This is a genomic window from Herbaspirillum sp. alder98 (genome assembly GCF_020179755.1).
Classification (GTDB): domain Bacteria; phylum Pseudomonadota; class Gammaproteobacteria; order Burkholderiales; family Burkholderiaceae_D; genus Herbaspirillum.
This window is the reverse complement of the sequence record NZ_JAIUCY010000016.1, coordinates 52,092-76,997: the sequence shown is the minus strand read 5'-3', so window position 1 is coordinate 76,997 and position 24,906 is coordinate 52,092. Positions and strand designations below refer to the sequence as shown.

Here is a 24,906-nt window from a genome sequence, read left to right as displayed (position 1 = left end):
AATGTGGTCGGCAGCAACGAAGAGGACATGAAAAAGGCGCACCGCAGTGCGCCTTTTTCGTTAGTGCCATCGCATCAGAACGAGCGTTGCACATCCGAGCGCGGTGGCAACTGGTAGCTCCAGGTTTCGGTCAGGGTGCGCTTGTCGCTGACCAGCGCCGCGCGCAGTTCGACCGCCTGCGCCACATTCTTGACCTTCACCCGCAATGCCAGGCGCCAGCCACCGGTGGCCGGGTTCGGCTGCAACTGGCTGTCGATGATTTCGCCGTTGTTGCTCACGCTGATGACCGGGCGCACTGTCTCGCCGGCGGCCAGCTTTTGCAATACCGGGCCGGTGAAGTCGACCAGCAGCGCGGTGGAGCCATCGAAGTGGCGGATCAGGTTGGCCTGGGTCAGTTCGCCATCGGTATGGAAAGTCTTGCGCACCCAACCGACTTCCTTGTCCAGCAACGACGCTTCATCCATGGTCCAGTGCATGCGGTAATCGAACTGCAGCGGCACGCCCTTCGGAGGCAACTGCGCCGGCACCCAGTAGGCCACGATGTTGTCGTTGGTCTCGTCGGCGGTCGGAATCTCGACCAACTGGACCGCACCGCGTCCCCAGTCGCCACGAGGTTCGATCCAGGCGCTCGGGCGCAGGTCGTAGCGATCCTTGAGGTCTTCGAAGTTGGCGAACTCGCGGCCGCGCTGCAAGAGGCCGAAGCCGCGTGGATTGGTCACCTCGAAAGAACTGACTTCGACGTTCTGCGGATCGTTGAGCGGGCGCCACAGCCATTCACCGGCGCCGGTGTGGATCTGCAGGCCGTTGGAGTCATGGATCGCCGGCCGGAAATTACGCTTCGACGATTGCTGGTTGGGCCCGAACAGGAACATGCTGGTCAAGGGCGCGATGCCCAGGCGGGCCACCTCGCCGCGCAGAAACACGCGCGCCTGCACATCCAGCAGCGAGTCCTGGCCTGGCGTGAGCACGAACTTGTAGGCGCCGGTGGCGCGTGGCGAATCGAGCAGCGCATAAAAGGTCAGCTGCTTGTCGCCCGGGGCCGGACGCTGGATCCAGAACTCGGTGAAGTTAGGAAATTCCTCGCCGGTCATGGTCGCCGTATCGAGCGCCAGCCCACGTCCCGACAAGCCATATATCTGGCCGCGCCCGATGACGCGGAAATAGCTGGCGCCCAGCACGCTCATGACCTCGTCTTCCTTGCCGGCGCTATTGACCGGATAGACCACGCGAAAACCGGCATAGCCCAGGCGCGATGTCACATCGCGATCGAATGACAGGTCGCCGAAGTTGAAGCGGTCGGGACTATAGCCGATCTCCTGCACGCGCCCACCCACCAGTTCGTGGATCTGCACCGGCGCATTGAACTGCATGCCCTGGTGGTAGAAGGCCAGCTTGAACGGCGTCTTCTGGTCGCGCCACTCGAACTTTTCGGCCCGCGGCTGGATCTTCATGTAGTCGGCGAACTGCATGCTGGAGAACACCGGCGGCAGGTTGCTTACCGGTTTCTGGTAGGTCTGGCCGGCCAGTGCCTGCGCCTTGGCCGTCACCTGTTCCAGCGAAAAGGATTGCCCCTGCGCCGTAGTGGCCAGCAATGTCGCGGACAACATCAGTGCACCACCCAGCGGCAGGCGTCGCAATACATTCAGAATCATCGAATCTCCATCGTGAAGGCCGTACGCAACAGCGCGGCCAGGAATCAGGCTGGCGGTCCTGCGCGTGACACAGGGACGCCTTCAACTAACAAAACAGAATAATATAGCGAACCGTTGTCGCTGACGGCGCGTCATAGAACAGCAGCATCCCATAAGCATCAATCGCGCCATCGACGCACCCGCCATTTTCAGGCCGCGCTCCCCTAAGAGGGGTTGACGCCGCCAAAGTTTTGCAAAAGAGAGGAATCGAGTGCCAACCCACCTATCCAACAGGATATCCGCGCCTGCGCGCGCTCCCCGCATTCGCCAGGCCGCCATGCTGTGCGCGCTGGCCTGCGCCGCTTTTGCCTTCGCGCCCGTGGCGCACGCCCAGGCCAAGCCAGAGTTGCTGGGCAACAAGACAGCCTTCATCGACGACCTGCTGGGGCAGATGACGGTCGACGAAAAGATCGGCCAGTTGCGCCTGGTCAGTATCGCTCCCGACATGCCGGCCAAGAAGTTGGCCGATGAACTCGCCGCCGGCCGGGTCGGCGGCACCTTCAATTCGGTCACCCGTGCCGACAACCGTCCGCTGCAGGATGGCGCCATGCGCTCGCGCCTGAAGATCCCGCTGTTCTTTGCCTACGATGTCATTCACGGCCACCGCACCACCTTTCCGATCGGTCTCGGCCTGGCATCGTCCTGGGACCTGAACGTGGTGGCCACGGCCATGCGCACTGCGGCCGAGGAAGCCGCCGCTGACGGCATCGACATGACCTTTGCACCGATGGTCGATATCAGTCGCGATCCGCGCTGGGGCCGCACCTCGGAAGGCTTCGGCGAAGACCCCTATCTGGTGTCGCGCATCGCCGAGGTGTCGGTGCGGGCGCTGCAGGGCGAGCAGACCCCGATTGCCGGCAACCGCGTGATGGCGGCAGTGAAGCACTTTGCGCTGTATGGCGCCGTCGAGGGCGGACGCGACTACAACGTGGTCAACATGGACCCGCAGCGCATGTTCAACGATTACCTGCCGCCCTACAAGGCAGCAGTCGATGCCGGCGCCGGCGCCGTGATGGTGGCGCTCAATTCGATCAACGGCACGCCCGCCACGTCCAACGTCTGGCTGCTGCAGGACCTGTTGCGCCGGCAATGGGGATTCAAGGGATTGACGGTGAGCGACCACGGCGCCATCACCGAGCTGGTCAACCACGGCGTGGCGCATGACGAGACCGAAGCGGCGCAACTGGCGATCAAGGCCGGCACCGACATGAGCATGGCCGACCATGTGTACCTGGGTCAGTTGCCGGGCTTGCTCAAGAGTGGCCGCGTGAAGCCCCAGGAGCTCGATAGCGCCGTGCGCGAGATCCTGGGCGCCAAGTACGACATGGGCCTGTTTCATGACCCCTACGTGCGCATCGGTCGCGCCGATGGCGATCCGGCCGAGGTCAATGCCGAGAGTCGCCTGCACCGCGCTGCGGCACGCACGGTGGCGCAGCAGTCGATGGTGCTGCTGGAGAACCGCAACGCCACGCTGCCGCTGAAGAAGTCGGGCACGGTGGCGCTGGTGGGGCCATTGGCCGATTCGCATATCGACATGCTTGGCAGCTGGTCCGGCAGCGGCGTCGACAAGCAGACCGTGACCGTGCGACAGGGTTTGCAGGCAGCACTGGGCGAGCACGGCAAGTTGCTGTACGCACGCGGCGCCAACATCACCGAAGACAAGCATATCGTCGACTACCTCAACTTCCTGAACTGGGACGATCCCGAGGTGGTGCAGGACAAGCGCTCACCGCAGACGATGATCGCCGAAGCCGTCAGCGTCGCACGCCGCGCCGATGTGGTGGTGGCGGCAGTGGGTGAGTCGCGTGGCATGTCGCACGAGTCGTCGAGCCGTACCCAACTGACCCTGCCGGAGAACCAGATGGCCTTGCTCAAGGCACTCAAGGCCACCGGCAAGCCATTGGTGCTGGTGCTGATGAACGGTCGCCCGCTCGATCTGAACTGGGCCCGCGAGAATGCTTCGGCGGTCCTCGAGACCTGGTACACCGGCATCGAAGGCGGCCACGCGATTGCCGACATCCTGCTGGGCGACGTCAACCCGTCGGGCAAGCTGCCGATCACCTTCCCGCGCTCGGTGGGCCAGATCCCCAGCTACTACAATCATTCGCGCCTGGGACGCCCCTTCACCGAAGGCAAGCCCGGCAACTACACGTCGCAGTATTTCGAAGAGCCCAACGGCCCGCTGTATCCCTTCGGCTATGGCCTGAGCTATACCGAGTTCAGCCTGTCCGGCGTGGCGGTGTCGCAACCGACGATGAAGGCCGATGGTCGTCTCGAGGCCAGCGTCACGGTCAAGAACACCGGCCGTCGTGCCGGCGCTACGGTGGTGCAACTGTACATTCGCGACGTCGCCGCTTCGGTGGTGCGGCCGGTCAAGGAGCTGAAGGATTTTCGCAAGCTGACCCTGCAGCCGGGCGAAGAAAAACGCGTCAGTTTCACCATCGACGCCAAGGCCCTGCAGTTCTATAACGCCAAGCTTGAACAGGTGGCCGAGCCGGGTGAATTCCAGGTGCAGGTGGGACTGGATTCGAAGGACGTGAAGACCGCTTCCTTTACGCTGGTCGATTGAAGCATCGCAGGTAACAGGAAAGAAAAAAGGCGCACCTCGGTGCGCCTTTTTCGTCAGAGCAGAAAAACTTAGTCTTCCTCGCCCAGGAAACCACCGCTCTGGTGCGACCACAAACGGGCATAAAGCCCGTTGGCCGCCAGCAGTTCACTATGGCTTCCCTGTTCGACGATACGCCCCTGGTCCAGCACGATCAGGCGATCCATTGCGGCGATGGTCGACAGGCGGTGCGCGATGGCGACCACGGTCTTGCCTTCCATCAGCTTGTACAGGCTGGTCTGGATCGCCGCTTCCACTTCGGAGTCGAGCGCGCTGGTGGCTTCGTCCAGCAGCAGGATGGGCGCATCCTTCAGCATCACGCGCGCAATCGCAATGCGCTGGCGCTGGCCACCCGACAGCTTGACGCCGCGTTCACCGACATGCGCGTCGTAGCCTTTACGTTCCTTGGCGTCGCTCAGCGTGCCGATGAAGTCGTGCGCCTCGGCGCGGCGGGCGGCGTGGATCATGTCGTCGTCGCCGGCATCGGGACGGCCGTAGAGGATGTTGTCACGCACCGAGCGGTGCAGCAGCGAGGTGTCCTGCGTGACCATGCCGATCTGCGCGCGCAGGCTGTCCTGCGTGACGTGCGCGATATCCTGGCCATCGATGGTGATGCGTCCGCCTTCGATATCGTAGAAGCGCAGCAGCAGGTTGACGATGGTCGACTTGCCGGCGCCCGAGCGGCCCACCAGGCCGATCTTTTCGCCGGGGCGAATGGTCAGGTCGAGCTGGTCCACCACCGGGCGCGGTGCGCTGCCGCCATAACTGAAGCTGACCTGCTCGAAGCGCAGCTCGCCCTGGGTGACCTGCAACGGGCGTGCATCGTCGGCGTCCTTCACGTCATGCGCGCGGGCCAGCGTGTTGATGCCGTCCTGCACCGTGCCCACGTGTTCGAACAGGGCCGACATCTCCCACATGACCCAGTGGGCGATGCCGTTCAGGCGCAGCGCCATCGCCGTGGCGGCGGCGACCGCGCCAATGCCGACCTTGCCCTCGGTCCAGAGGTACAGCGCCATGCCGGTGGTGCCGATGATGAGCACCATGTTGAGGATGTGGTTGACGACCTCGAAGCCCGACACCAGGCGCATCTGCTGATTGACCGTGAACAGGAATTCACGCATGGCGCTGCGCGCATAGCTGGCTTCGCGGCCAGCGTGCGAGAACAGTTTGACGGTGGCGATATTGGTGTAGGCATCGGTGATGCGACCGGTCATCAGCGAACGCGCATCGGCCTGGTGGCGCGCCACCTTGGACAGGCGCGGCACAAAGTAGCGCATGGCCACCGCAAAGGCCGCCAGCCAGACGAAGAAGGGCAGCAGCAGGTAGAAATCGAAGGTGCCGACGATACCGATCAGGGTCACGAAATAGATCGTGATGAACACCAGGATGTCGCCGGTGATCATGCAGAAGTCGCGCACCGCCAGCGAGGTCTGCATGACCTTGGTGGCGACCCGGCCGGCAAATTCGTTCTGGTAGAAACTCATGCTCTGGCTGAGCATCAGGCGGTGGAAGTTCCAGCGCAGCAGCATCGGGAAGTTGCCCGCCAGCGTCTGGTGCTTGAACAGCGTCTGCAATGCGATCAGCAGCGGACTGGCCGCCAGTACCAGCCCCAGCCACAGCAGGGTGTTGCCTTGCTCGGCCCACAGCTGTGACGGTTCGACCTTGGACAGCCAGTCGACGATGCGGCCGAGCATGGCAAACAGCAGCGCCTCGAATACGCCGATGATGGCGGTAGCGGCCGTCATGGCGCCAATGTAGCCCCGTACTCCGCGGGTACAGAACCAGATGAAACGCATGAAGCCGCGCGGTGGCGGCGTGGGATGCGCTTCGGGGTAGGGGTGAACCAGTTTTTCGAACCAGGCGAACATGCCATCTCCACAAATGCCGAGCCTGCTGCTGGCGGTGTCGCCGCAATATCGGTGTGCGTTGGGCAGACGGGCGGGCAGGCGGGCGATCAATTGTTCATCGTCGCGCGTCGCAGCAGCGATGCTGGAGGGATCGAAAGGATGGCAAGAACGCAGTTGAGACCGCGGCAGCTCCCGATAGGCGACGATGTTTTTCCATGAGTGCCGGCGCCAATGTCGAGGTGGTCCGGCAGCGAGCAAGCATCATCTCATATCGGACGCTGTTGCGTGAACCGCCGGGCCCGAAAACACTTGTCGCCGTGGCCGAACGATGACGTGCGAACTCAGTGCGCCGGGTTTGGCGCGCGCACGTGGCTGGCGAATGCGGATGGCGTCAGGGGCCTGGCCAGGTAATAGCCTTGTGCTTCATCGACGCCCCAGTCGCGGATCATCTGCAGCGTCTGGGCGGTTTCCACGCCTTCGGCGACGATCCGGTAGTCCAGCTCCTTGGCCAGGGTGATCAGGGACTGCACGATGCGCCGGTCGCGCGCGTTGTGGTCGAGATGGCGAATCAGCGACTGGTCGATCTTGACCACCGACGCCGGGACGTGCTGCAGATAGGCGAAGTTGCTGTAGCCGGTGCCGAAGTCATCCAGCGCCAGGCCCATGCCCAGGTCACGGATCTCGTGCAACACCTTGAGCACGGCGGGGCTTTGCATCCACAGCCCTTCGGTGCATTCGATCTCGACCATGGCCGGGGCAACGCCGGCTGCCTGGCAAGCGCGTTCCAGCCGCTGCACGATGTCGGGCTCTTCGAAGTTGGGCGCCGACAGGTTGATCGCCAGCTTCATGTGCATGCCATCGCCACGCCAGGCGGCCATCTGCCTGAAGGCAGCGGCGATGACCCAATCCGAGACCGGGCGGATCAATGCCGTGCGCTCGACCAGCGGAATGAATTCTGCCGGTGAGATCGCGCCCAGTTCGGGGTGGCTCCAGCGCAGCAGCGCTTCGGCGCCATGATAACGATCGCTGTGCAGGTCCAGCTTGGGCTGGTAGGCCAGCTGGAATTCGCCATCGGCGGTGATCGCATCCGGGATGTCATTGAGCAATCGAAAACTGCGCTGGTGACGCTGGTCGGCATCGGCGTCGTAGACCGTCCAGCGGCGCTGGCGAGTGAACGCTTCATGCAGCGCGGCGACCGCTTTGCGGGGGGCGTCGAGCAAGCTCTCGCGCTGCGGCGAGACGGTCACGATGCCACCGTAACTGGGCAGGTTCAGCGGCAACGACATGCTGATGACCGGTTGCTCGAGGGCCGGCGTGGCAGCCCGCAGGGTATCGGCAAAATCGTGCGCATGGCGCGGCGAGGACAGCAGCGCAAAGCGTGCATCGGTGACATGGTAGACATCCGCGCGTCCCGCCACCAGTTGCTGCAGTCGCGCGCCCACATTGCGCACCAGGTCGTCATAGACGCGCGAGCCCAGCACGCTGGCGATCTCGAAACCGGTATTGGCGTCGGGCATGTCGATATAGGCCAGTACGCGTTCGGAGTCGGCCCCGTTTTCAGTGGGGATGCGCGACAGCGCTTCGAGGTCTTCGCGCAACTGGAACTTGTTGGGCATGCCGGTCAGCGGGTCGACCCGGCCCACCGCCCGGCGCAACAGCATGTGCGACATCGCCAGCGCTGCCAGTTGCTGCAACTGGCGACGTTCGGCGGGGGTAAAGGTGCGGGCGCTGGTATCGGTCAGGCACAGCGCGCCGACGGCGTAGCCGTCCGGTGTCAGCAATGGCGCGCCGGCATAGAAGCGGATGTGCTGCGGGCCGGTCACCATCGGATTGTCGCGAAAGCGCGCATCGGCCAGCGTATCTTCGACCACCATCACGCTGCGCTGGGCAACCGTGTAATGACAGAAGGACTGCTCGCGCGAAGGCGCGCACATCTCGGCGCCGCTGTGCGACTTGACCCATTGACGGCCGGCGTCGATCAGCGACACATACGCGCCCGCCACCTTGAACAGGCTCTGGCACAGACGCGTGATGTTATCCAGGTCTTCCGAGGCGCCGGTGTCGAGCAGATGCAATGAATGCAGCGCCGCCAGGCGCTGCAGTTCCTGCTGCTCCTGTGCATCCGGATCAGCCATATGCGCGCTCCAGCGCCGGGGCCGGATTGATGCGGCCGCCATCGATGCTGCGCAGCGGCAGCACATTGTTGGCGGGCACGGTCGCGGCAGCGGCGCTCGGCGCTTCGAGCTGGAACACGCCGACGGCATGGGTCAGGTTCAACGCCTGGTCCTGCAGCGTGGCCACCGCCGAACTGGCCTGCTCCACCAGCGCGGCGTTGTGCTGGGTCACCTGGTCCATCAGGGCGATCGCCTTGTGGACTTCCTCGATGCCCAGGCTCTGTTCGTGGCTGGCCGACGAGATCTCGCCCATGACGTCGGTCACGTGCTGCACGCTGACGACGATCTGTTCCATGGTGCGGCCGGCGTTCTCGACCAAGCGGGTGCCGGCCTCGACATTCTCGACCGAGTTGTCGATCAGCTGCTTGACCTCCTTGGCGGCAGCCGAGCTGCGTTGCGCCAGGCTGCGCACTTCGGTGGCGACCACGGCGAAGCCTCGGCCCTGTTCACCGGCACGCGCGGCCTCAACGGCGGCATTCAGCGCCAGGATATTGGTCTGGAAGGCGATGCCATCGATGACGCTGATGATGTCGACGATCTTGCGCGACGAATCATTGATGGAGGCCATCGTGTGCACCACCTCACCGACGATGGCGCCACCCTGCTTGGCGATCTCGGAGGCGTTGCGCGCCAGTTCATTGGCTTGCTTGGCGTTGGCGTCGTTCTGCTTCACGGTCGAGGTCAGTTGCTCCATGGCCGAGGCGGTTTCTTCGAGCGATGCGGCCTGGTCTTCGGTGCGCGCCGAGAGGTCGCTGTTGCCGGCGGCGATCTGGGCGCTGATGGTGGCCACGTCGGTAGCTGCATCGCGCACTTCGGTGACCGTGGCGCGCAGGTTACCGCTCATCTCGGACAAGGCCGCCATGATGCTGCGGTGGTTGCCGCCATCGCGGCGACGCAGCGCCACTTCGTGATACAGCTCGCCCCGGTCCACCGCCAGCGCCAGCTCCTTGACTTCATCCGGCTCGGCGCCCAATGCGCTGCGAATCGAACGGGTAATCAGCATCGCCAGTACCGCGCCCGCCACCAGCGAAGCGCCCAGCAGCACCAGCATGAAGGCCTGGAAGCCACGCGCAGTAGAGCGCGCCTTGGCCGATTCGGCCTGGCTCATGCTTTCCTGCAGGTCGATGAACTTGTTGATCGACGCCAGCCATTCGGCGAAGGCCGGCTTGGCTTGCGTCAGCATCATCTGGCGCGCCGCATCGACATTGCCGGCATTGCGGGCGGCGATGATGTTGGCCGCCAGCGGCATGGCGCGCGCTTCGACCGCCTTGATCCGGTCGAGGTCGGCGCGTTCCTCGGGGCGCACCTGGCGACCGCGTTCGCCCGCGAAGATGGCGTCGAGCGGCTTGGCCGACTGCTGGTAGTCGCTGTCCAGTTTGGCGATAGTGGTCAGCACGTCCCCCACGTCCTTGTCGTCGACCAGGGTCAGGTCGCGCAAGGCGATGGCGCGGTCGTGTACGCTGCCGCGAAAGTTGATCGCATAGCGCTGCTTGACGTTGTTGTCTTCGCTGACCGTGGTGAGGCTGCCCTCGATGGCATTGACCTTGACGATACTGACCACGGTCAGCACCAGCATCATTGCCAGTACCAGCGCGAAACTCAATGCCAGGCGTGCCGCCACGCTAAGTGTGGCGCTCTTGTTGTTGTTCATGTCTTCCCCTTGAGGTTGGTGTGCGGATTATTGCCGTCCTGCCCCGCGCCGCCAACTATACGGAGGTATTAGCTGTCGCTTCGAGGTACGCATCGCGTGGTGTCTATTCACTGATGAGGTATGGTGGACGGCAGATGGGTGCTGGGTGCGCGGTCTCAATAGGGGGGCGGCGATTGTTTGTTTTTATCGGCGCGATAGGGACCACGATGTTCCTGTCGCGCGGGATCAGCAAGCAGCGCTGGCGTGGATCGACGACGCTTATCGAGGCGATTTTCGTGCCGCTCATTTGTAGATAATCTATGCAAATATAGATTGTTGAATGAGAAAGCGCGACGATAGAATCCGCCGAAGCAAAACTTGAGTTGCTTAAACCTTGCTTCGGATTTTATCTATGCGCCTCAGCGATATCGGCCCCATCGGGCAGCAGGCCGTGCTGCCTGCAGCGGCGGCCATGCATGTCGCCGCAGGGCCTGTGTGGAGTGAAGACTACTGCGGCGGCGCGTGGCTGTTGACCCGCTATGACGACGTCGCCATGGCACTGCGCGACCCGCGTTTTTCCGTCCGTCGTGCTGCGCGCTGGATCAACAGCGGCCTGGCCGCGGTGGATGGCAGGGCGGCGATGTCCCCCGCACAGGTGCAGTTCAAGCGTGTGTTCGCGCGTTCGCTGTTGTTCGTCGATGGCCGTGCGCATCGACGCTTGCGGGCGGTGGTCCAGGTCGGTTTCAAGCCTGGCGACCTGCAACGGCAGACGCCATTCATCGCCACGATGGCAGATCGCCTGATCGCGCGCATCGAGACCGATCGCGTCGGCGAATTCGATTTCGTGCAGGCCTTCGCGCGTCCTTTGCCGGCGCTGGTGATCGCCAACCTGCTCGGCATCGCCGGTCTGGTCCCCGATGCATTCATCGACTGGGCGAGCGATCTCGCCGCCTTCATCGGTAGCCCCACGCCAGATGTACGACAGACCCGCGCCGCGCAACAGGCGCTAGCCGACATGTGCGACTTCTTTGCGCAGGTCATGGCCACGCCTGATGCCATCGCCGCAGATGGCCTGCTGGCGCGCATCGTCGATGCACGGCAGGCGCATCGCCTGACCGCCATCGAAGCGCTGGCGCAGTGCTGCACGCTGTTGTTCGCCGGTTACGAGACTACCCGCAACCTGCTCGGCAATGGCTTGCTGGCGTTGCTGCGGCATCCCGCGCAATGGGCGGCGCTGAAGGCTTCGCCGCAGGGGCTGCCGGCGGCGGTGCGCGAGATGCTGCGCTATGACAGCCCGGTGCAGTACACCGGACGGCGACTGGTGGCCGACATCGAGTTGAACGGCCAGCGCATGAAACGGGGCGACCTGGCCATTCTGCATATCGGGGCGGCCAATCACGATGCGCAGCGGTTTTCGGATCCCGGTCGCTTCGATATCCGCCGCGCCGAAGGCAACCACCTTTCTTTCGGTCATGGCCCGCACGTCTGCCTGGGCGCGGCGCTGACACAGCTGGAGGCGGAAATCGCATTCACCGCGCTGATGCGCGTCATGCCAGAACTCAGGCTTGGCGCCGCAGCACCCGTGTGGCAGGACAACTCGGCCTACCGCGCGTTGCAACACCTGTCCATCGGTACCAGGAGCCAATCCCATGCATGACTTCACGCAAGACCTCGCCGCGCTCGGCGCTAGCAGCCTGCTGCGCACCCGCCGCGTGGTGGCCGGCGCGCAGGGGCCGCTGCTGGACGTGGATGGAAGAACGACCCTGTCCTTTTGCAGCAATGATTACCTGGGCCTGGCCAACCATCCCGAGATCGTCGCTGCCGGCGTGAGGGCCGCCGACGAATACGGGATGGGCGCGGCCGCCTCGGCGCTGATTTCCGGTCACAGCATGGCGCACGAGACGCTGGAGCACGATCTGGCGGCTTTCACCGGCATGCCGCGTGCGCTCTATTTTTCGTGCGGCTACATGGCCAACATCGGCGTCATCGGCGCGCTTGTCGGTGCAGGTGATGCGGTGTTCCTGGATCGCCTGAGCCATGCCTCGCTGATCGACGGCGCACGCCTGTGCGGCGCGCAGCTGCGCATTTTTCCGCACAACAATATCGAACGGCTGGAACAGGTGCTGGCCCGCAGCAAGGCACGGCGCAAGCTGGTGGTCACCGACGCCGTCTTCAGCATGGACGGCGACCTTGCGCCACTGGCCGAGCTGGCCGAACTGTGCGGCCGTCATGACGCATGGTTGCTGGTGGACGATGCCCACGGTTTCGGGGTACTCGGGCCACAGGGACGAGGCAGCCTGGCGCACGCGGCGGTGAGCGCGCCGCATGTGATCTGCATCGGCACGCTGGGCAAGGCCGCCGGCGTGGCGGGTGCATTCGTGGCCGGCGATGGCGGCTTGATCGAGTGGATCATGCAACGCGCCCGCACCTATATGTTCTCGACCGCCAGTCCGCCCCTGCTGGCGGCGGCGACGTCGGCCAGCCTGGCCATCATCGCGCGCGATCAATGGCGGCGCGCACGGTTGACGCAACTGGCGGCGCAGCTGGCACAAGGCCTGGCCGGATTGCCCTGGCAACTGCTGCCTTCCATGACCCCGATCCAGCCGCTCATCGTCGGCGACAATGCCGGCGCGCGGGCACTGGCGCAGCGCTTGCGCGAGCAGGCGATCTGGGTGCCGGCGATCTGCCCCCCGACCGTGCCCAAGGGCACGGCGCGGCTGCGCATCAGCCTGTCGGCGCACCATACCCCCGAGCATGTGGCGCAATTGATCGGCGCGCTGCAGCAGGCGGCCGAGGACTTGCCATGAGCGCGCCACGGTCGCAAGAACTGGTGTCACGCAGCCTGCGCAACGTCTGGCATCCCTGCACGCAGATGCGTCACCATGAAAGCGTGCCGCCGATTGCCGTCGCCAGCGGCAACGGCGCGTGGCTTGTCGACGCCGACGGCCGGCGTTACCTGGACGCGATCAGTTCATGGTGGGTCAACCTGTTCGGGCATACCAATGCGCGCATCAATGGCGCCCTGGTCGATCAGTTGGGCCGGCTGGAGCATGCGATGCTGGCCGGCTTCACGCATGAGCCGGTGGTGGCGCTGTCGGAAAAGCTCTCGGCACTGACCGGCCACATGCTGGGACGCTGCTTCTATGCCTCCGACGGCGCATCGGCGGTGGAGATCGCATTGAAGATGAGCGTGCACGCCTGGCGCAATACCGGTCATGCCGACAAGACCGAGTTCATCTGCGTGGCCGGCGGCTATCACGGCGAGACCCTGGGCGCGCTGGGCGTGACCGACACCGCATTGTTCCGCGCGCCCTACGAGACCCTGCTGCGGCCAGCCCATGTCGCGGCCTCACCCGACGCGCGACAGGCACGGCCGGGCGAAAGCGGCGCCGACGTGGCCGCGGCAGCGCTGGCGCAACTGGAGCAGTTGCTGCAGCGCCGCCACGGCCATATTGCCGCCGTCATCGTCGAGCCGCTGGTGCAATGCGCCAACGGCATGGCCATGCATGACGCCACGTATGTCGCTGGCGTGCGCGCGTTGTGCGACACCTATGGCGCGCATTTGATCGCCGACGAAATCGCGGTCGGGTGCGGGCGCAGCGGCAGCTTTTTCGCTTGCGAGCAGTCCGGCGTCTGGCCCGACCTGCTGTGCCTGTCCAAGGGCATCAGCGGCGGCTACCTGCCGCTCTCGCTGGTGATGGCGCAGGAGCACATCTACCAGGCCTTCTATGACGACGATGCGCAGCGCGGCTTCCTGCATTCGCACTCCTATACCGGTAATCCGCTGGCCTGTCGTGCTGCGCTGGAAACGCTGGCGATCTTCGAGGACGAGCAGGTGCTGGAACGCAATCGCCGCTGGGCGCAAACCATGGAGACCGCGCTGCAGCCGCTGGCGCAGGATCCGCGACTCGTCCATTACCGGCGTACCGGCATGATCTGGGCCTGCGACGCGCGCATCGGCGACCCGGCCGCCGCCGCCAGCTTTTCGCGCCGGTTCGCCAGCGAGGCTGCGCGCTGCGAGCTGTTGATGCGTCCGATCGGCAACACGCTTTACCTGATGCCGCCCTACATCCTGGATGACGAACAGGCGCAATGGCTGGGGCAGCGCGTGCATCAGGTGTTCGACGCGGTGATGGCGGGCGCATGAGCGAGACTGCATCGGCGCGCGGCCTGTTCGTCACCGGCACCGACACCGGCGTGGGCAAGACCCTGGTGGCGTCGGCGCTGGTCAGCCTGTTCGTGCAGAACGGATTGCGCACGGCCGGCATGAAGCCGGTGGCTTCCGGCGCCTTTCATGACGGCCAGCGATGGTGCAATGAAGACGCCCAGGCACTGCGCGCGGTGGCCAATGTCGATCTGCCGCCGGCGCTGGTGAACCCTTATCTTTTCAGGCGTGCCACGGCGCCGCACATCGCTGCGGCCGAAGAGGGCGTGACCATCGACATCGGCCACATAGCAGCTTGCTACCGTGCGATTGCCGCCCGCTCGCAGATGGTGGTGGTCGAGGGCGCCGGTGGCTTCATGGTGCCGCTGGACGATGCCAGCAACAGCGACAGTCTCGCCGCCAGGCTGGGTTTGCCGATGATCCTGGTGGTGGGAATAAGGCTGGGGTGCATCAATCATGCGCTGTTGACCCAGCAGGCGATCCGGGCCAGATCGCTCCCGCTGGCGGGTTGGGTCGCCAACCGCATCGATCCGCATGAGCCTGTCGCCGGGGCGATGATCGACAGTCTCAGGCAGCGCATCGATGCGCCGCTGCTGGGTGTCTTGCCGTGGGCGCCGGGCATCGATGCCGCCCAGGCGGCGCGGCTGCTGGATCCGCGCCCATTGGGATTATGGGGAATGTCGGAATTGGCAGGCAGCACGCGTTTGCCGTCCGCGCAGGGGCCAGCTTAAGGTTGGCTTAAGTCTGGCGCGGCAAGCTGGACCCCGGATAAATCGCCGGGATCGAATCATGCAAGCTGCTCAACCTGCCACACCGCCTGCCACCGGGCGGGCTGCCATCTGGCGCCTGATCCGGCCGTTCTGGGTATCCGACCAGAAGTGGCGCGCCCTGGGGCTGCTGGCCGCTATCATCGCGCTCAACCTGGGCATGGTCTACATCAACGTGCGCCTCAATTCGTGGAACCGTGATCTCTACGATGTCCTGCAGGCGCACGATTTCCCGCAGTTCAAGTCCCTGCTGTGGCAGTTCTCGTGGCTGGCGTTCATCTTCATCGCGGTCGCCATCTACAGCGTCTACCTGCGCCAGGGCTTGCAGATGCGCTGGCGCTACTGGATGAGCGAGCGCTACATGGATCACTGGCTGGCCCATCGCGCCTACTATCGCATCGAGCAGGACCACGCCGCGCACCTGGCCGACAACCCCGACCAGCGTATCGCCGAAGACCTCAACGCGCTCACCTCCGACACCCTTTCGCTGGTGCTCGGGTTCATCTCCAGCGGCGTGACGTTGCTGTCGTTCGTGCACATCCTGTGGACGGTCAGCGGGCCGGTCTCGCTGGCAGCGTTCGGCCACGCGTGGTCCATTCCCGGCTACATGGTGTGGTTTGCGGTGGCCTACGCCATCGTCGGCTCGGGCGTGGTGTGGTGGATCGGCCGGCCACTGGTGGGCTTGAACTTTACACAGGAACGGCTGGAGGCCAACTACCGTTTCGGCCTGATCCGCGTGCGCGAACACGCCGAGGCGGTTGCGCTGTATCGCGGCGAGGGCCAGGAACGCGCGCAGCTGGGCGCGCGGCTGGCGGCCATCCGCAGCAACTGGTGGTCCATCATGGGGGTGACCAAGCGGCTCAACGTCGCGGTCAATTTCTATGGCCAGTTCGCGGTGATCTTCCCGTTGCTGGTGTCGGCGCCCCGCTATTTCTCGGGTGCCATCACGCTCGGCGTGCTGATGCAGATCAGCAATGCCTTCGGCCAGGTGCAGGACGCGTTGTCCTGGTTCATCAACGCCTTCACCACGCTGGCCAGCTGGAAGGCCAGCGTCAACCGGCTGGCCGGCTTCAACGCCGATGTCGAGCGCGCCCAGGCCAACACCGGTGCGATCGTCGTCCAGCGGCATGCCGGCTCGGCGCTGACGATCGACGGCCTGCAGCTGTCATTGCCGGATGGCGCGGTGCTGCTCAACGATTTCGACGCCCGGGTCGAGTCGGGTGAACACATCCTGGTCAGCGGGCCGTCCGGGTCCGGCAAGTCGACCCTGATGCGCGCCCTGGCCGATATCTGGCCCTATGGCCGGGGCGGCATCGGCTTGCCGGTTGCGGCGGCAGTGATGTTCCTGCCGCAACGCAGCTACCTGCCCATCGGTAGCTTGCGCGCGGCGCTGTCTTATCCGGCCGCCGAGGGCAGTGTCGATGATCAGGCGATTGTGCGGTATCTGTCGTTGTGCCGCCTGGGGCATCTGGCGGCACGGCTGGATCAGGTGGCGCAGTGGAGCAATGTGCTGTCGCCCGGCGAGCAGCAGCGACTGGCGTTTGTGCGGGTGTTCCTGAATCGGCCGCAACTGGTGTTCCTGGATGAGGCCAGCAGCGCGATGGACGGTGAGACCGAGGAGGTGCTCTACAGCGCCTTGCCGCGCGAGCTGCCGGGGGTGACCGTGATCAGCATTGCGCACCGCGAGACCCTGGCGCGTTTTCATGGCCAGCGCTGGCATTTCGCGCCGGTCGAGGAGGGCGGATATGCGGTGCGCATGTCGCCGTTGTGATCCCGATAGGTGAATGCCGTTTTCGCATAACCTGGCCGGCATGCCTATGCAACAATGCAGCCAGCGCAATGGCGCTGGCTGCAGCGACCAAGCCTCTTCTCTGACATCGAACCCGGAAAGCTCACCATGAACGACCCCATCGTCTATCTCAACGGCGCCCTGACACCGCTGTCCGAAGCCCGCATTCCCGTGCTTGATCGCGGTTTCATCTTCGGCGACGGCGTCTATGAGGTGATCCCGATGTATCGCCGCAAGCCATTTCGCGGCACCCAGCATATCGCCCGCCTGTTTCGCAGCCTGCACACCATCGGCATTCCGAATCCGCATGACGAAGCGGCCTGGCTGGCGCTGATCGATCAGGTGGTGCAGGCCAATGACCTGGACGACCAGATGATCTACATCCAGGTCACCCGCGGCGTGGCCAAGCGCGCCCATGCCTTCCCGAAAGAGGTCGTGCCGACCGTCTTCATCATGACCAATGCCATGGCGTTGCCATCGGCGGCGGCGATTGAAAAGGGCGTCGCCTGCGTCACCCTCGAAGACCGTCGCTGGCTCAATTGCCAGATCAAGGCCACGTCGTTGCTGGGCAACGTGCTGGCCGCCCAGTTCGCCGCCGAGCACGAAGTGACCGAGGCGATCCAGTTCCGTGATGGCTTCCTGTCGGAGGCATCCTCCTCCAATGTGTGGGTGGTCAAGGACGGCAGGATCTCGGCCCCGCCCAAGGACAACCTGATCCTGGAAGGGATCCGCTACGGCTTGATGGAAGAGCTGTGCGCCGAGCAGGGCATTGCACTCGAGGCGCGCCGCATCGGGCGCGATGAGGTCTTTGCCGCCGACGAGCTGATCCTGTCGTCGGCCAGCAAGGAAGTGCTGCCGGTGGTCATGCTGGACGGCAAGACGGTCGGCGCCGGCCGTCCGGGTCCGGTATTTGCCAAGGTGTATGCGGCCTATCAGGCGGCCAAGGCACGCCTGTAAGCAGACGGTGGGCCAGGCCAGGCGGCTGGCGGGGAGGGCGCGGGAAGGCGTAGAATCCCGGAATCCCCCGTCGTCGCCGCGCTTGAAGGCGTCGCTTTCATCACCATATCGTTGGATTGAAACCCGTCCGACCCGAACCATCATGCCCATTCCGACCGAAGAATCCCTCATCGAGTATCCCAGCGACTTCCCGATCAAGGTGGTCGGCGTCATGCACGATGAGTTCGCGCAGAACATTGTCGAGCTGGTGGTGTTGCACGACCCCGACTTTCACGCCGGCCGTGTCGAGATGCGCCCCTCCACCCAGGGCAAGTACCTGTCGCTGACGCTGACCATCCGCGCCACCAGCCGCGAGCAGCTTGACAACCTGTATCGCGCCCTGTCGACCCACGAGCACGTCAAGTTCGTGCTTTGAGCACCCGGCCCGAGATCGTCTGGCGCGGCATCGAGCCCTACCAGGCCAGCTTCGACGCCATGCGCGCCTATACCGATGCGCGCGGGGCGCAAAGCCCTGATCAGCTGTGGATCGTCGAGCATCCCCCCGTCTATACCCTGGGCCTGGGGGCCGATCGCGCCCATGTGTTGACGCCGCACAACATCGATGTGGTGCCGACCGACCGGGGCGGCGAAGTCACCTTTCACGGGCCGGGGCAGGTGGTGATCTACCTGTTGATGGACCTGCGCCGCCAGCGGCCCGGTGCGCGCCTGTTTGCGCGCGAATTCGTGCACAACATCGAGCAGGCGGTGATCGACACGCTGGCGGCGTATAATCTGGCCGGAGAACGCAAGCAGGGCGCGCCGGGCATTTATGCCACCGACGGGCCGTGGCAGGGCGCCAAGGTAGCCGCACTGGGGTTGAAGATACGCGGCAATGGCTGCACCTACCATGGGGTATCGCTCAACGTCGACATGGATCTGACCCCTTTTTCATGGATCAATCCCTGTGGTTATGCCGGTCTGGCCACGGTCGACATGAAGACCCTGGGCGCCAGTGCCGGCCTGGCCGAAGTGCAGACGCTGCTTGCCGAGAAACTGATTGCCCGCTTCGCGGGCGCGCCCGACGACTTGGCAAATGGCGCCGACGCCGCGCCGTAATGATGACATCATGACCACTGAAACCACGCCAGCAGCAGACTCTTCCGGTAGCGCCAACGCGGCGCGTGTGAATCCGCTCGACAAACAGAAGGGAGCCGGCAAGACTGCCTGGATCCCGATCAAGATCGTCGCCGCCGAAAAGCTCAAGAAGCCGGACTGGATCCGCGTCAAGGCCGGGTCGCCCACCACCCGGTTCTACGAGATCAAGGACATCCTGCGCGCCAACAACCTGGTCACGGTCTGCGAAGAAGCGTCCTGCCCCAACATCGGCGAATGCTTCGGCAAGGGCACCGCGACCTTCATGATCATGGGTGACAAGTGCACCCGTCGCTGCCCGTTCTGCGACGTCGGCCACGGTCGTCCCGATCCGCTCGACGTGAACGAACCCGAAAACCTGGCCAAGACCATTGCCCAGTTGCGCCTGTCGTATGTGGTCATCACCAGCGTCGACCGCGACGATCTGCGCGACGGCGGCGCTGCCCACTTTGCGGCTTGCATCAAGCGCGTGCGCGAACTGTCGCCCGAGACCCGCATCGAAATCCTCACGCCCGACTTCCGCGGCCGCATGGACCGCGCGCTGGAAATCCTCAAGATGGCGCCGCCGGACGTCATGAACCACAACCTCGAGACTGCGCCACGGCTGTACAAGGAAGCGCGTCCCGGTTCCGACTATGAGTATTCGCTGAGCCTGCTCAAGCGCTTCAAGGACCTGCATCCAGAGGTGCCGACCAAGTCCGGCATCATGGTCGGCCTGGGCGAGACCGACGAAGAAGTGTTGCAGGTCATGCGCGACATGCGGGCCAACAACGTCGACATGCTGACCATCGGCCAGTACCTGATGCCCAGCGGCGACCACCTGCCGGTGCGTCGCTACGTGCACCCCGACACCTTCAAGATGTACGAGGAAGAAGCCTACAAGATGGGCTTCGTCCATGCTGCCGTGGGCGCCATGGTGCGTTCCAGCTATCACGCCGACCAGCAGGCGCACGGCCTGGTCTGAGCCGATCGACAAGCTTGCTTTGCCGACAACGGGCCCCGCACTGCGGGGCCCGTTGTTTTTCCGGGCGAATTTTCTTTCCCGGGCGCTCCGCAACGCCGAGTTGAATAGCGCCATGGTCGGCCCCACATGCGCATGACTGAAAGAAAACCAGCCGCGAGGTAAGATACGCGGTTCACCGCATCCGTATTGAAAGCAGGTTGTCATGTCGTTACCGATCCAGGCCGGCGCCGAGGCCCCGGAAGAAAAACTCGAATTCGTCAGCTCGTGCCAGCTGCCCATGCCATGGGGCACCTTCGAGTTGCATGCCTTTCATGACGAAGTTTCCGGCAAGGAACACCTGGCCCTGACGCTGGGCGATCTCAGCGATGGCCAACCGGTGCTGGGCCGTGTGCATTCGGAATGCCTGACCGGCGACGCGCTGTTTTCGCAACGCTGCGATTGCGGCGCCCAGCTCGAGGCCGCGCTCAGGAAGATCGCCAAGGAAGGGCGGGGCGTGTTGTTCTACCTGCGCCAGGAAGGCCGTGGCATCGGCCTGCTCAACAAGGTGCGCGCCTATCATCTGCAGGACCAGGGCGCCGACACGGTCGAGGCCAACGAGCAACTGGGTTTTCCGGCCGACATGCGCCGCTACACCATCGTGCTGCCGATGCTGGCGCATCTCGGTGTGACCAGCTTGCGGCTGATGACCAACAACCCGCGCAAGGTCAAGGCGCTGGAAGACAGCGGCATCACGGTCGCCGAGCGTATCCCGCTGATCGTCAACCAGAACCCGTTCAATATCGGCTACCTCGGCACCAAGGCCAAGAAGCTCGGTCACTTGCTGCCCGGCCTCGGCCGCACCGCCGAGCAACCCGAAAAAGTACCGCTCGACCTGCACGATAACGAATAAGTACCTGCCAGACGGACCCGCGTGGTCCGTTTGTCGTTTTTGATCTCTCAATGGATTGCCCCCCATGACCGACGCCCACACCCACGCTCCCGCCCCCGATACACCTATTCCCGTCTCGCTGCTGACCGGGTTTCTGGGCAGCGGCAAGACCACGCTGCTGAACCACCTGATCGCCCAGCCCGAGATGAAGGACACGCTGGTGATCATCAATGAGTTCGGCGAGATCGGGCTGGATCACCTGCTGGTGGCGCACAGCCAGGACGAGACCGTGGTCGAGATGAGCAGCGGTTGCCTGTGCTGCACCATCCGCGGCGATCTCAAGAAGACCCTCAAGGACATCACCTGGCGCTTTGCCGAAGGCGGCCGGCGCAAGTTCAACCGGGTCGTCATCGAAACCACCGGGCTGGCCTCGCCGGTGCCGATCCTGCACACGCTGATGACCGACAGCTTCATTGCCGAACGCTACCGGCTCGATGGCGTCATTACCACCGTCGATGCCGTCAATGGCATGGCCACCCTCGACAATCACCTCGAGGCGGTACAGCAGGCAGCGGTCGCCGATCGCCTGCTGCTGACCAAGAGCGACCTGGCCGACGCGGCCACGCTGGCCAGCCTGCAGGCGCGCCTGCGCACCCTCAATCCGGGCGCCCCGCAACTGATGCCGCAACACGGCAACATCGCTCCCGCCGAATTGCTCGATGCGGGTTTGTTCCGGCCCGGTGAAAAGACTCCCGACGTGGCGCGCTGGCTCAACGACCAGGCGTTCGCCGATGATGGTCATGGCCACTCGCAGCATGACCATGATCATGGCCATCAAGGCCACGGCCATGCGCACCATGAGCACCACCATCACCACGACGTCAATCGCCATGACGACCACATTCGCGCTTTCTGTTTCACGTTCGATGCGCCGATCGAGCCGACGCTGTTCGACGAATGGCTGAGCTTGCTGGTGGGCTTCAAGGGCCCCAACATCCTGCGCATCAAGGGCATTCTCAACCTGCTGGGTGAAGACCGGCCGACCGTGATCCACGGCGTGCAGCACATCTTCCATCCCACCGTCACCTTGCCGGCCTGGCCATCGGAAGACCGCCGCAGCCGCATCGTCTTCATTACCCGCGATATCGAACGCGCCACCATCGAACGCTCATTCGATGCATTTATGCAAGCCCAGGCGATCACGCAGGATGAGCACAAAAAGCAACAGTCGTCGCCCTATCATTACTAGACGCCGCCACTGATCCGCTGGCATTGTTGCCGTTTTGCAATGATCTGGCCGATTTATTTGTTCACTGCCAATAAAAATAGTTGGCAAGCTGCCGATAATCCTTGGGAGAGCAGATTATGATCAGTGACGGACAGGGATAAGCAAACAGGTATGCAGCGTGTGATCAACAAGCTGGGGGCGACGTTGTCGGCATCACTCGCGTTGATGTTGGGCGTGTGCGCAACCATGGCAGTCTTCGTGGCGACCAGCCGGCTCGAGGACGATGCCGTCAATCTCGACTTCGAGCGCCGCGCCTCCCTGCGCACCTTCACCATCCAGCGCGGGCTGGAAGAAGCGGTGCAGGTGTTGTCCGTCATCAACCATTTCTACCGCACCGTGGGCGATCCGACCCGCGAACAATTCCGCGAATTCACCACCCCGCTGCTGGAACGCTATCCCTATGTCCGTGCTTTCAGCTTCCAGCGCTTCGTCGCCGGACAAGACCGGGCCGTGTTCGAGGCGTTGCGCCAGGGCCAGGTGCCTGGTTTCGGCATCACCGTGATGGACAACGGCAAGCTGGTGCCCGCCCCGGAGCGTCCGTATTACCTCGCGGTCGACTACATCGAACCGGTCAAGGGCAATGAAGCAGCCCTGGGGCTGGACCAGTCGGGCAATCCGTCGGTGATGCAGGCGCTCAATAGCGCCTTGCAGAATGGCCGCCCGGCGTCCAGCCTGCCGCTGCGCCTGGCGCAGTCGCCGCCAGACCAGCGTGGGCTGCTGCTGATGCAGCCGGTCTATCGCGGTGGCCAGGCTGGACTGGAGGGCTCGGCGCAGCGCAGTGCGATGATCGGCGCCACGGCGGCGGTGTTGCAAGTCACGGAGCTGGTGGAGAAGATCCTCAGCAGTGCCGGCCTGCTCGAGGACCGTGAGATCGGCTTGCGGGTGCATGTCGGTCCGCGCGCCGATGAGGCCAGCCTGGTGTTCCTGCACGCCAGCGAGCAGACCCGCAGTCATGGCTGGGGCGACCTGATGGGCCTGGCTTCGCTGTTTCGCCAGCCCTCGCGCAGCACCACCCAGTTCGATGTGGCCGGGCAGACCTGGCACATGGAGGTGAGCGTGCCGCCGCATTCGGTGTTTGCCGATCACTATGGCTCGTTGCTGATCCTGGTGGCCGGCCTGTTGTCATCGGTACTGTCGGCCGCCTACCTGCGCTCGATCTCGATGCGCTCGCGCCGGGTGCAGCGCCTGGTCGAAGAAAAGACCGCCGAACTGCGCCATACCAATGCGCTGCTGTCGGACGACATCAAGGCGCGGCGCCAGGCCGAAAGCGCCTTGCTGTTGCGCCACCAGGCCATCGAGGCCAGCGCCAATGCCACCATCATCCTGTCGGCGCGCGAGCCGCTCTATGCCATCGAATACGTCAATCCCGCCTTTGGCCGCATCACCGGCTACAGCGCAGAGGAAGCGGTGGGCAAGAGCATACGTTTTCTGGAGGGCCGCGACAGCGACCCGGACGGCTTCGAAGCGGTCTGGATGGCCATGCGCGACAAGCGCGAGTACAACGTGGTGCTGCGCAACTACCACAAGGATGGATCGGAGCTGTGGAATGACTTCTACATCGCACCGGTCAAGGACGAGCGGGGCGCGGTGACGCATTTCGTCGCAGCGCTCTACGACATCACCTCGATGAAGCGTTACGAGGCCGAGCTCGAGTTCCAGGCCAGCCGCGACACGCTTACCGGCCTGATCAACCGCCATATGCTGCGCCATCACCTGGAGCAGGCCATCGGCAATGCCGAGCGGCAGAAGCAAGCCCTGTGGGTGGTGTTCGTCGACCTCGACCGCTTCAAGTTCGTCAACGACACGCTGGGCCACAAGGCCGGCGATACCTTGTTGCGCACGATCTCCGGGCGCCTGCGGGCGGCGGTGCGTGAGGCCGATTCGGTGTCGCGCCTGGGCGGCGACGAATTCATCATGATCCTGCCGGAGCAGGACGAGCTCAGCCTCGACACCCGCAGCCTGCAGCGCATCATGGATGCGGTTGCCGCTCCCATCACGCTGGGCGGGCATACGCTGTTCATGACCTGCAGCATCGGCGTGGCCTGCTATCCGGCCGATGGCACCGATGGCGAGACGCTGATCAAGCACGCCGATATCGCCATGTACCGCGGCAAGCAGACCGGACGCAACAACTTCCAGTTCTACACCCCGGCCATGAACGAGCAGGCGTTGGAACGGCTGCGCATCGAAGGCGACCTGCGCAGCGCGCTGGAGAACAACGAATTCGTGCTGCACTACCAACCCAAGGTTGACCTGGCCAGCGGGCGCGTGGTGGGCAGCGAGGCGCTGATTCGCTGGCAGCATCCGCAACTGGGCATGGTGTCGCCGGCGCGCTTCATTGGCCTGGCCGAAGAGACCGGCCTGATCCTGCCGATCGGCGCCTGGGTGCTGCGCACGGCCTGCGCCCAGTGCCGGCAGTGGCAGCTCGATGGCCACGAAGGCATCAGCGTATCGGTCAACCTGTCGGTGGGCCAGTTCCTGCAGAAGGATCTGGTCTCGTCGATCGGCGACGTGCTGGACGATACCGGTCTGCCGCCGGCCTCGCTCGAACTGGAGCTGACCGAAAGCCTGATGATGACCGATGTCGAACATGCCATTGGCATCCTCAACGGTCTCAAGGAGCTGGGCGTACGGTTGTCGATCGACGATTTCGGCACCGGCTATTCATCGCTGGCCTATCTGAAGCGCTTCCCCATCGATGTACTCAAGATCGACAAGTCCTTCGTGCGCGACATCACCAGCGATGCCGACGACGCCGCCATCACGGCGTCCATCATTTCGCTGGCGCGCCACCTCAAGCTGAAGGTGATCGCCGAAGGCGTGGAAACCGACGAACAACTCGATTACCTGCGTCACTACGGTTGCGACGAAATCCAGGGTTACCTCTTCAGCCCGCCGGTGGCGGTCGACAAGTTCGAACAATTACTGCGCCAGGAGCGCATCTCCATCTAGACGAATACAGGGGCGTATTGCCTTCTTATCAATACAACAGCGGGTCGACCATCGGCCAATAATGAGTTTCCTGCCGGG

17 protein-coding genes are annotated in these 24,906 nt (G+C 64.2%); 13 read left to right on the top strand and 4 right to left on the bottom strand.

Annotated elements, in window-relative coordinates; translation table 11 throughout:
- Positions 1 to 74: 74 nt before the first annotated feature.
- Positions 75 to 1,652 (bottom strand): glucan biosynthesis protein G, encoded by a 1,578-nt coding sequence (locus LBW87_RS23235; protein ID WP_225203857.1) that lies wholly within the window; start codon positions 1,650 to 1,652, stop codon positions 75 to 77.
- Positions 1,653 to 1,968: 316 nt separating this feature from the next.
- On the opposite strand from LBW87_RS23235, the gene bglX reads away from it, so the two are divergent.
- Positions 1,969 to 4,260 carry a beta-glucosidase BglX gene (gene bglX, locus LBW87_RS23230; protein ID WP_265113048.1) on the top strand — a complete coding sequence of 764 codons (2,292 nt, stop codon included), beginning with the start codon at positions 1,969 to 1,971 and terminating at the stop codon, positions 4,258 to 4,260.
- 68 nt (positions 4,261 to 4,328) lie between these two features.
- Here bglX and LBW87_RS23225 read toward each other — a convergent pair whose 3' ends face one another.
- The 3 genes from LBW87_RS23225 to LBW87_RS23215 form a co-directional block, all read right to left on the bottom strand.
- Positions 4,329 to 6,164, bottom strand: coding sequence for an ABC transporter ATP-binding protein (locus tag LBW87_RS23225; protein ID WP_225203855.1), 1,836 nt, complete (start codon positions 6,162 to 6,164; stop codon positions 4,329 to 4,331).
- 320 nt (positions 6,165 to 6,484) lie between these two features.
- Entirely contained in the window at positions 6,485 to 8,278 is a 1,794-nt protein-coding gene (locus tag LBW87_RS23220; protein WP_225203854.1) for an EAL domain-containing protein, read from the bottom strand.
- Positions 8,271 to 9,968 (bottom strand): methyl-accepting chemotaxis protein, encoded by a 1,698-nt coding sequence (locus LBW87_RS23215; RefSeq protein ID WP_225203853.1) that lies wholly within the window; start codon positions 9,966 to 9,968, stop codon positions 8,271 to 8,273. The genes LBW87_RS23220 and LBW87_RS23215 overlap by 8 nt, the downstream gene beginning before the upstream one ends.
- 391 nt (positions 9,969 to 10,359) lie before the next feature.
- Here LBW87_RS23215 and LBW87_RS23210 point away from each other — a divergent pair, with 391 nt between their 5' ends.
- The 12 genes from LBW87_RS23210 to LBW87_RS23155 all read left to right on the top strand — a co-directional run bounded on the left by LBW87_RS23210 (position 10,360) and on the right by LBW87_RS23155 (position 24,828).
- On the top strand, positions 10,360 to 11,604 hold the full coding sequence (locus LBW87_RS23210) for a cytochrome P450 (RefSeq protein WP_225203852.1): 1,245 nt from the start codon (positions 10,360 to 10,362) through the stop codon (positions 11,602 to 11,604).
- Positions 11,597 to 12,754, top strand: a complete 1,158-nt coding sequence (gene bioF, locus LBW87_RS23205) for an 8-amino-7-oxononanoate synthase (RefSeq protein WP_225203851.1) — start codon at positions 11,597 to 11,599, stop codon at positions 12,752 to 12,754. Before LBW87_RS23210 ends, bioF begins: the two co-directional genes overlap by 8 nt.
- Positions 12,751 to 14,094, top strand: a complete 1,344-nt coding sequence (gene bioA, locus LBW87_RS23200; RefSeq protein WP_225203850.1) for an adenosylmethionine--8-amino-7-oxononanoate transaminase — start codon at positions 12,751 to 12,753, stop codon at positions 14,092 to 14,094. The genes bioF and bioA overlap by 4 nt, the downstream gene beginning before the upstream one ends.
- Positions 14,091 to 14,843, top strand: coding sequence for a dethiobiotin synthase (bioD, locus tag LBW87_RS23195; RefSeq protein WP_225203849.1), 753 nt, complete (start codon positions 14,091 to 14,093; stop codon positions 14,841 to 14,843). The genes bioA and bioD overlap by 4 nt, the downstream gene beginning before the upstream one ends.
- 58 nt (positions 14,844 to 14,901) lie before the next feature.
- Positions 14,902 to 16,650, top strand: a complete 1,749-nt coding sequence (locus tag LBW87_RS23190; RefSeq protein WP_225203848.1) for an ABC transporter ATP-binding protein/permease — start codon at positions 14,902 to 14,904, stop codon at positions 16,648 to 16,650.
- Between the two features lie 126 nt (positions 16,651 to 16,776).
- A complete protein-coding gene (locus tag LBW87_RS23185) occupies positions 16,777 to 17,625 on the top strand; it encodes a D-amino acid aminotransferase (RefSeq protein ID WP_225203847.1) in 849 nt (282 codons plus the stop codon).
- A 142-nt stretch (positions 17,626 to 17,767) separates the two neighbouring features.
- Positions 17,768 to 18,040: a DUF493 family protein gene (locus LBW87_RS23180; RefSeq protein WP_225203846.1), complete on the top strand. Its 273-nt coding sequence runs from the start codon at positions 17,768 to 17,770 to the stop codon at positions 18,038 to 18,040.
- Positions 18,037 to 18,720 carry a lipoyl(octanoyl) transferase LipB gene (gene lipB, locus LBW87_RS23175; protein WP_225203845.1) on the top strand — a complete coding sequence of 228 codons (684 nt, stop codon included), beginning with the start codon at positions 18,037 to 18,039 and terminating at the stop codon, positions 18,718 to 18,720. The genes LBW87_RS23180 and lipB overlap by 4 nt, the downstream gene beginning before the upstream one ends.
- 10 nt (positions 18,721 to 18,730) lie before the next feature.
- Complete coding sequence (lipA, locus tag LBW87_RS23170) at positions 18,731 to 19,720, top strand: lipoyl synthase (RefSeq protein ID WP_225203844.1); 990 nt, start codon at positions 18,731 to 18,733, stop codon at positions 19,718 to 19,720.
- A gap of 202 nt (positions 19,721 to 19,922) precedes the next feature.
- Complete coding sequence (gene ribA / locus LBW87_RS23165; RefSeq protein WP_225203843.1) at positions 19,923 to 20,609, top strand: GTP cyclohydrolase II; 687 nt, start codon at positions 19,923 to 19,925, stop codon at positions 20,607 to 20,609.
- 64 nt (positions 20,610 to 20,673) lie between these two features.
- Complete coding sequence (locus tag LBW87_RS23160) at positions 20,674 to 21,837, top strand: CobW family GTP-binding protein (protein ID WP_225203842.1); 1,164 nt, start codon at positions 20,674 to 20,676, stop codon at positions 21,835 to 21,837.
- A gap of 150 nt (positions 21,838 to 21,987) precedes the next feature.
- Positions 21,988 to 24,828, top strand: coding sequence for an EAL domain-containing protein (locus tag LBW87_RS23155; RefSeq protein ID WP_225203841.1), 2,841 nt, complete (start codon positions 21,988 to 21,990; stop codon positions 24,826 to 24,828).
- Positions 24,829 to 24,906: the final 78 nt, after the last annotated feature.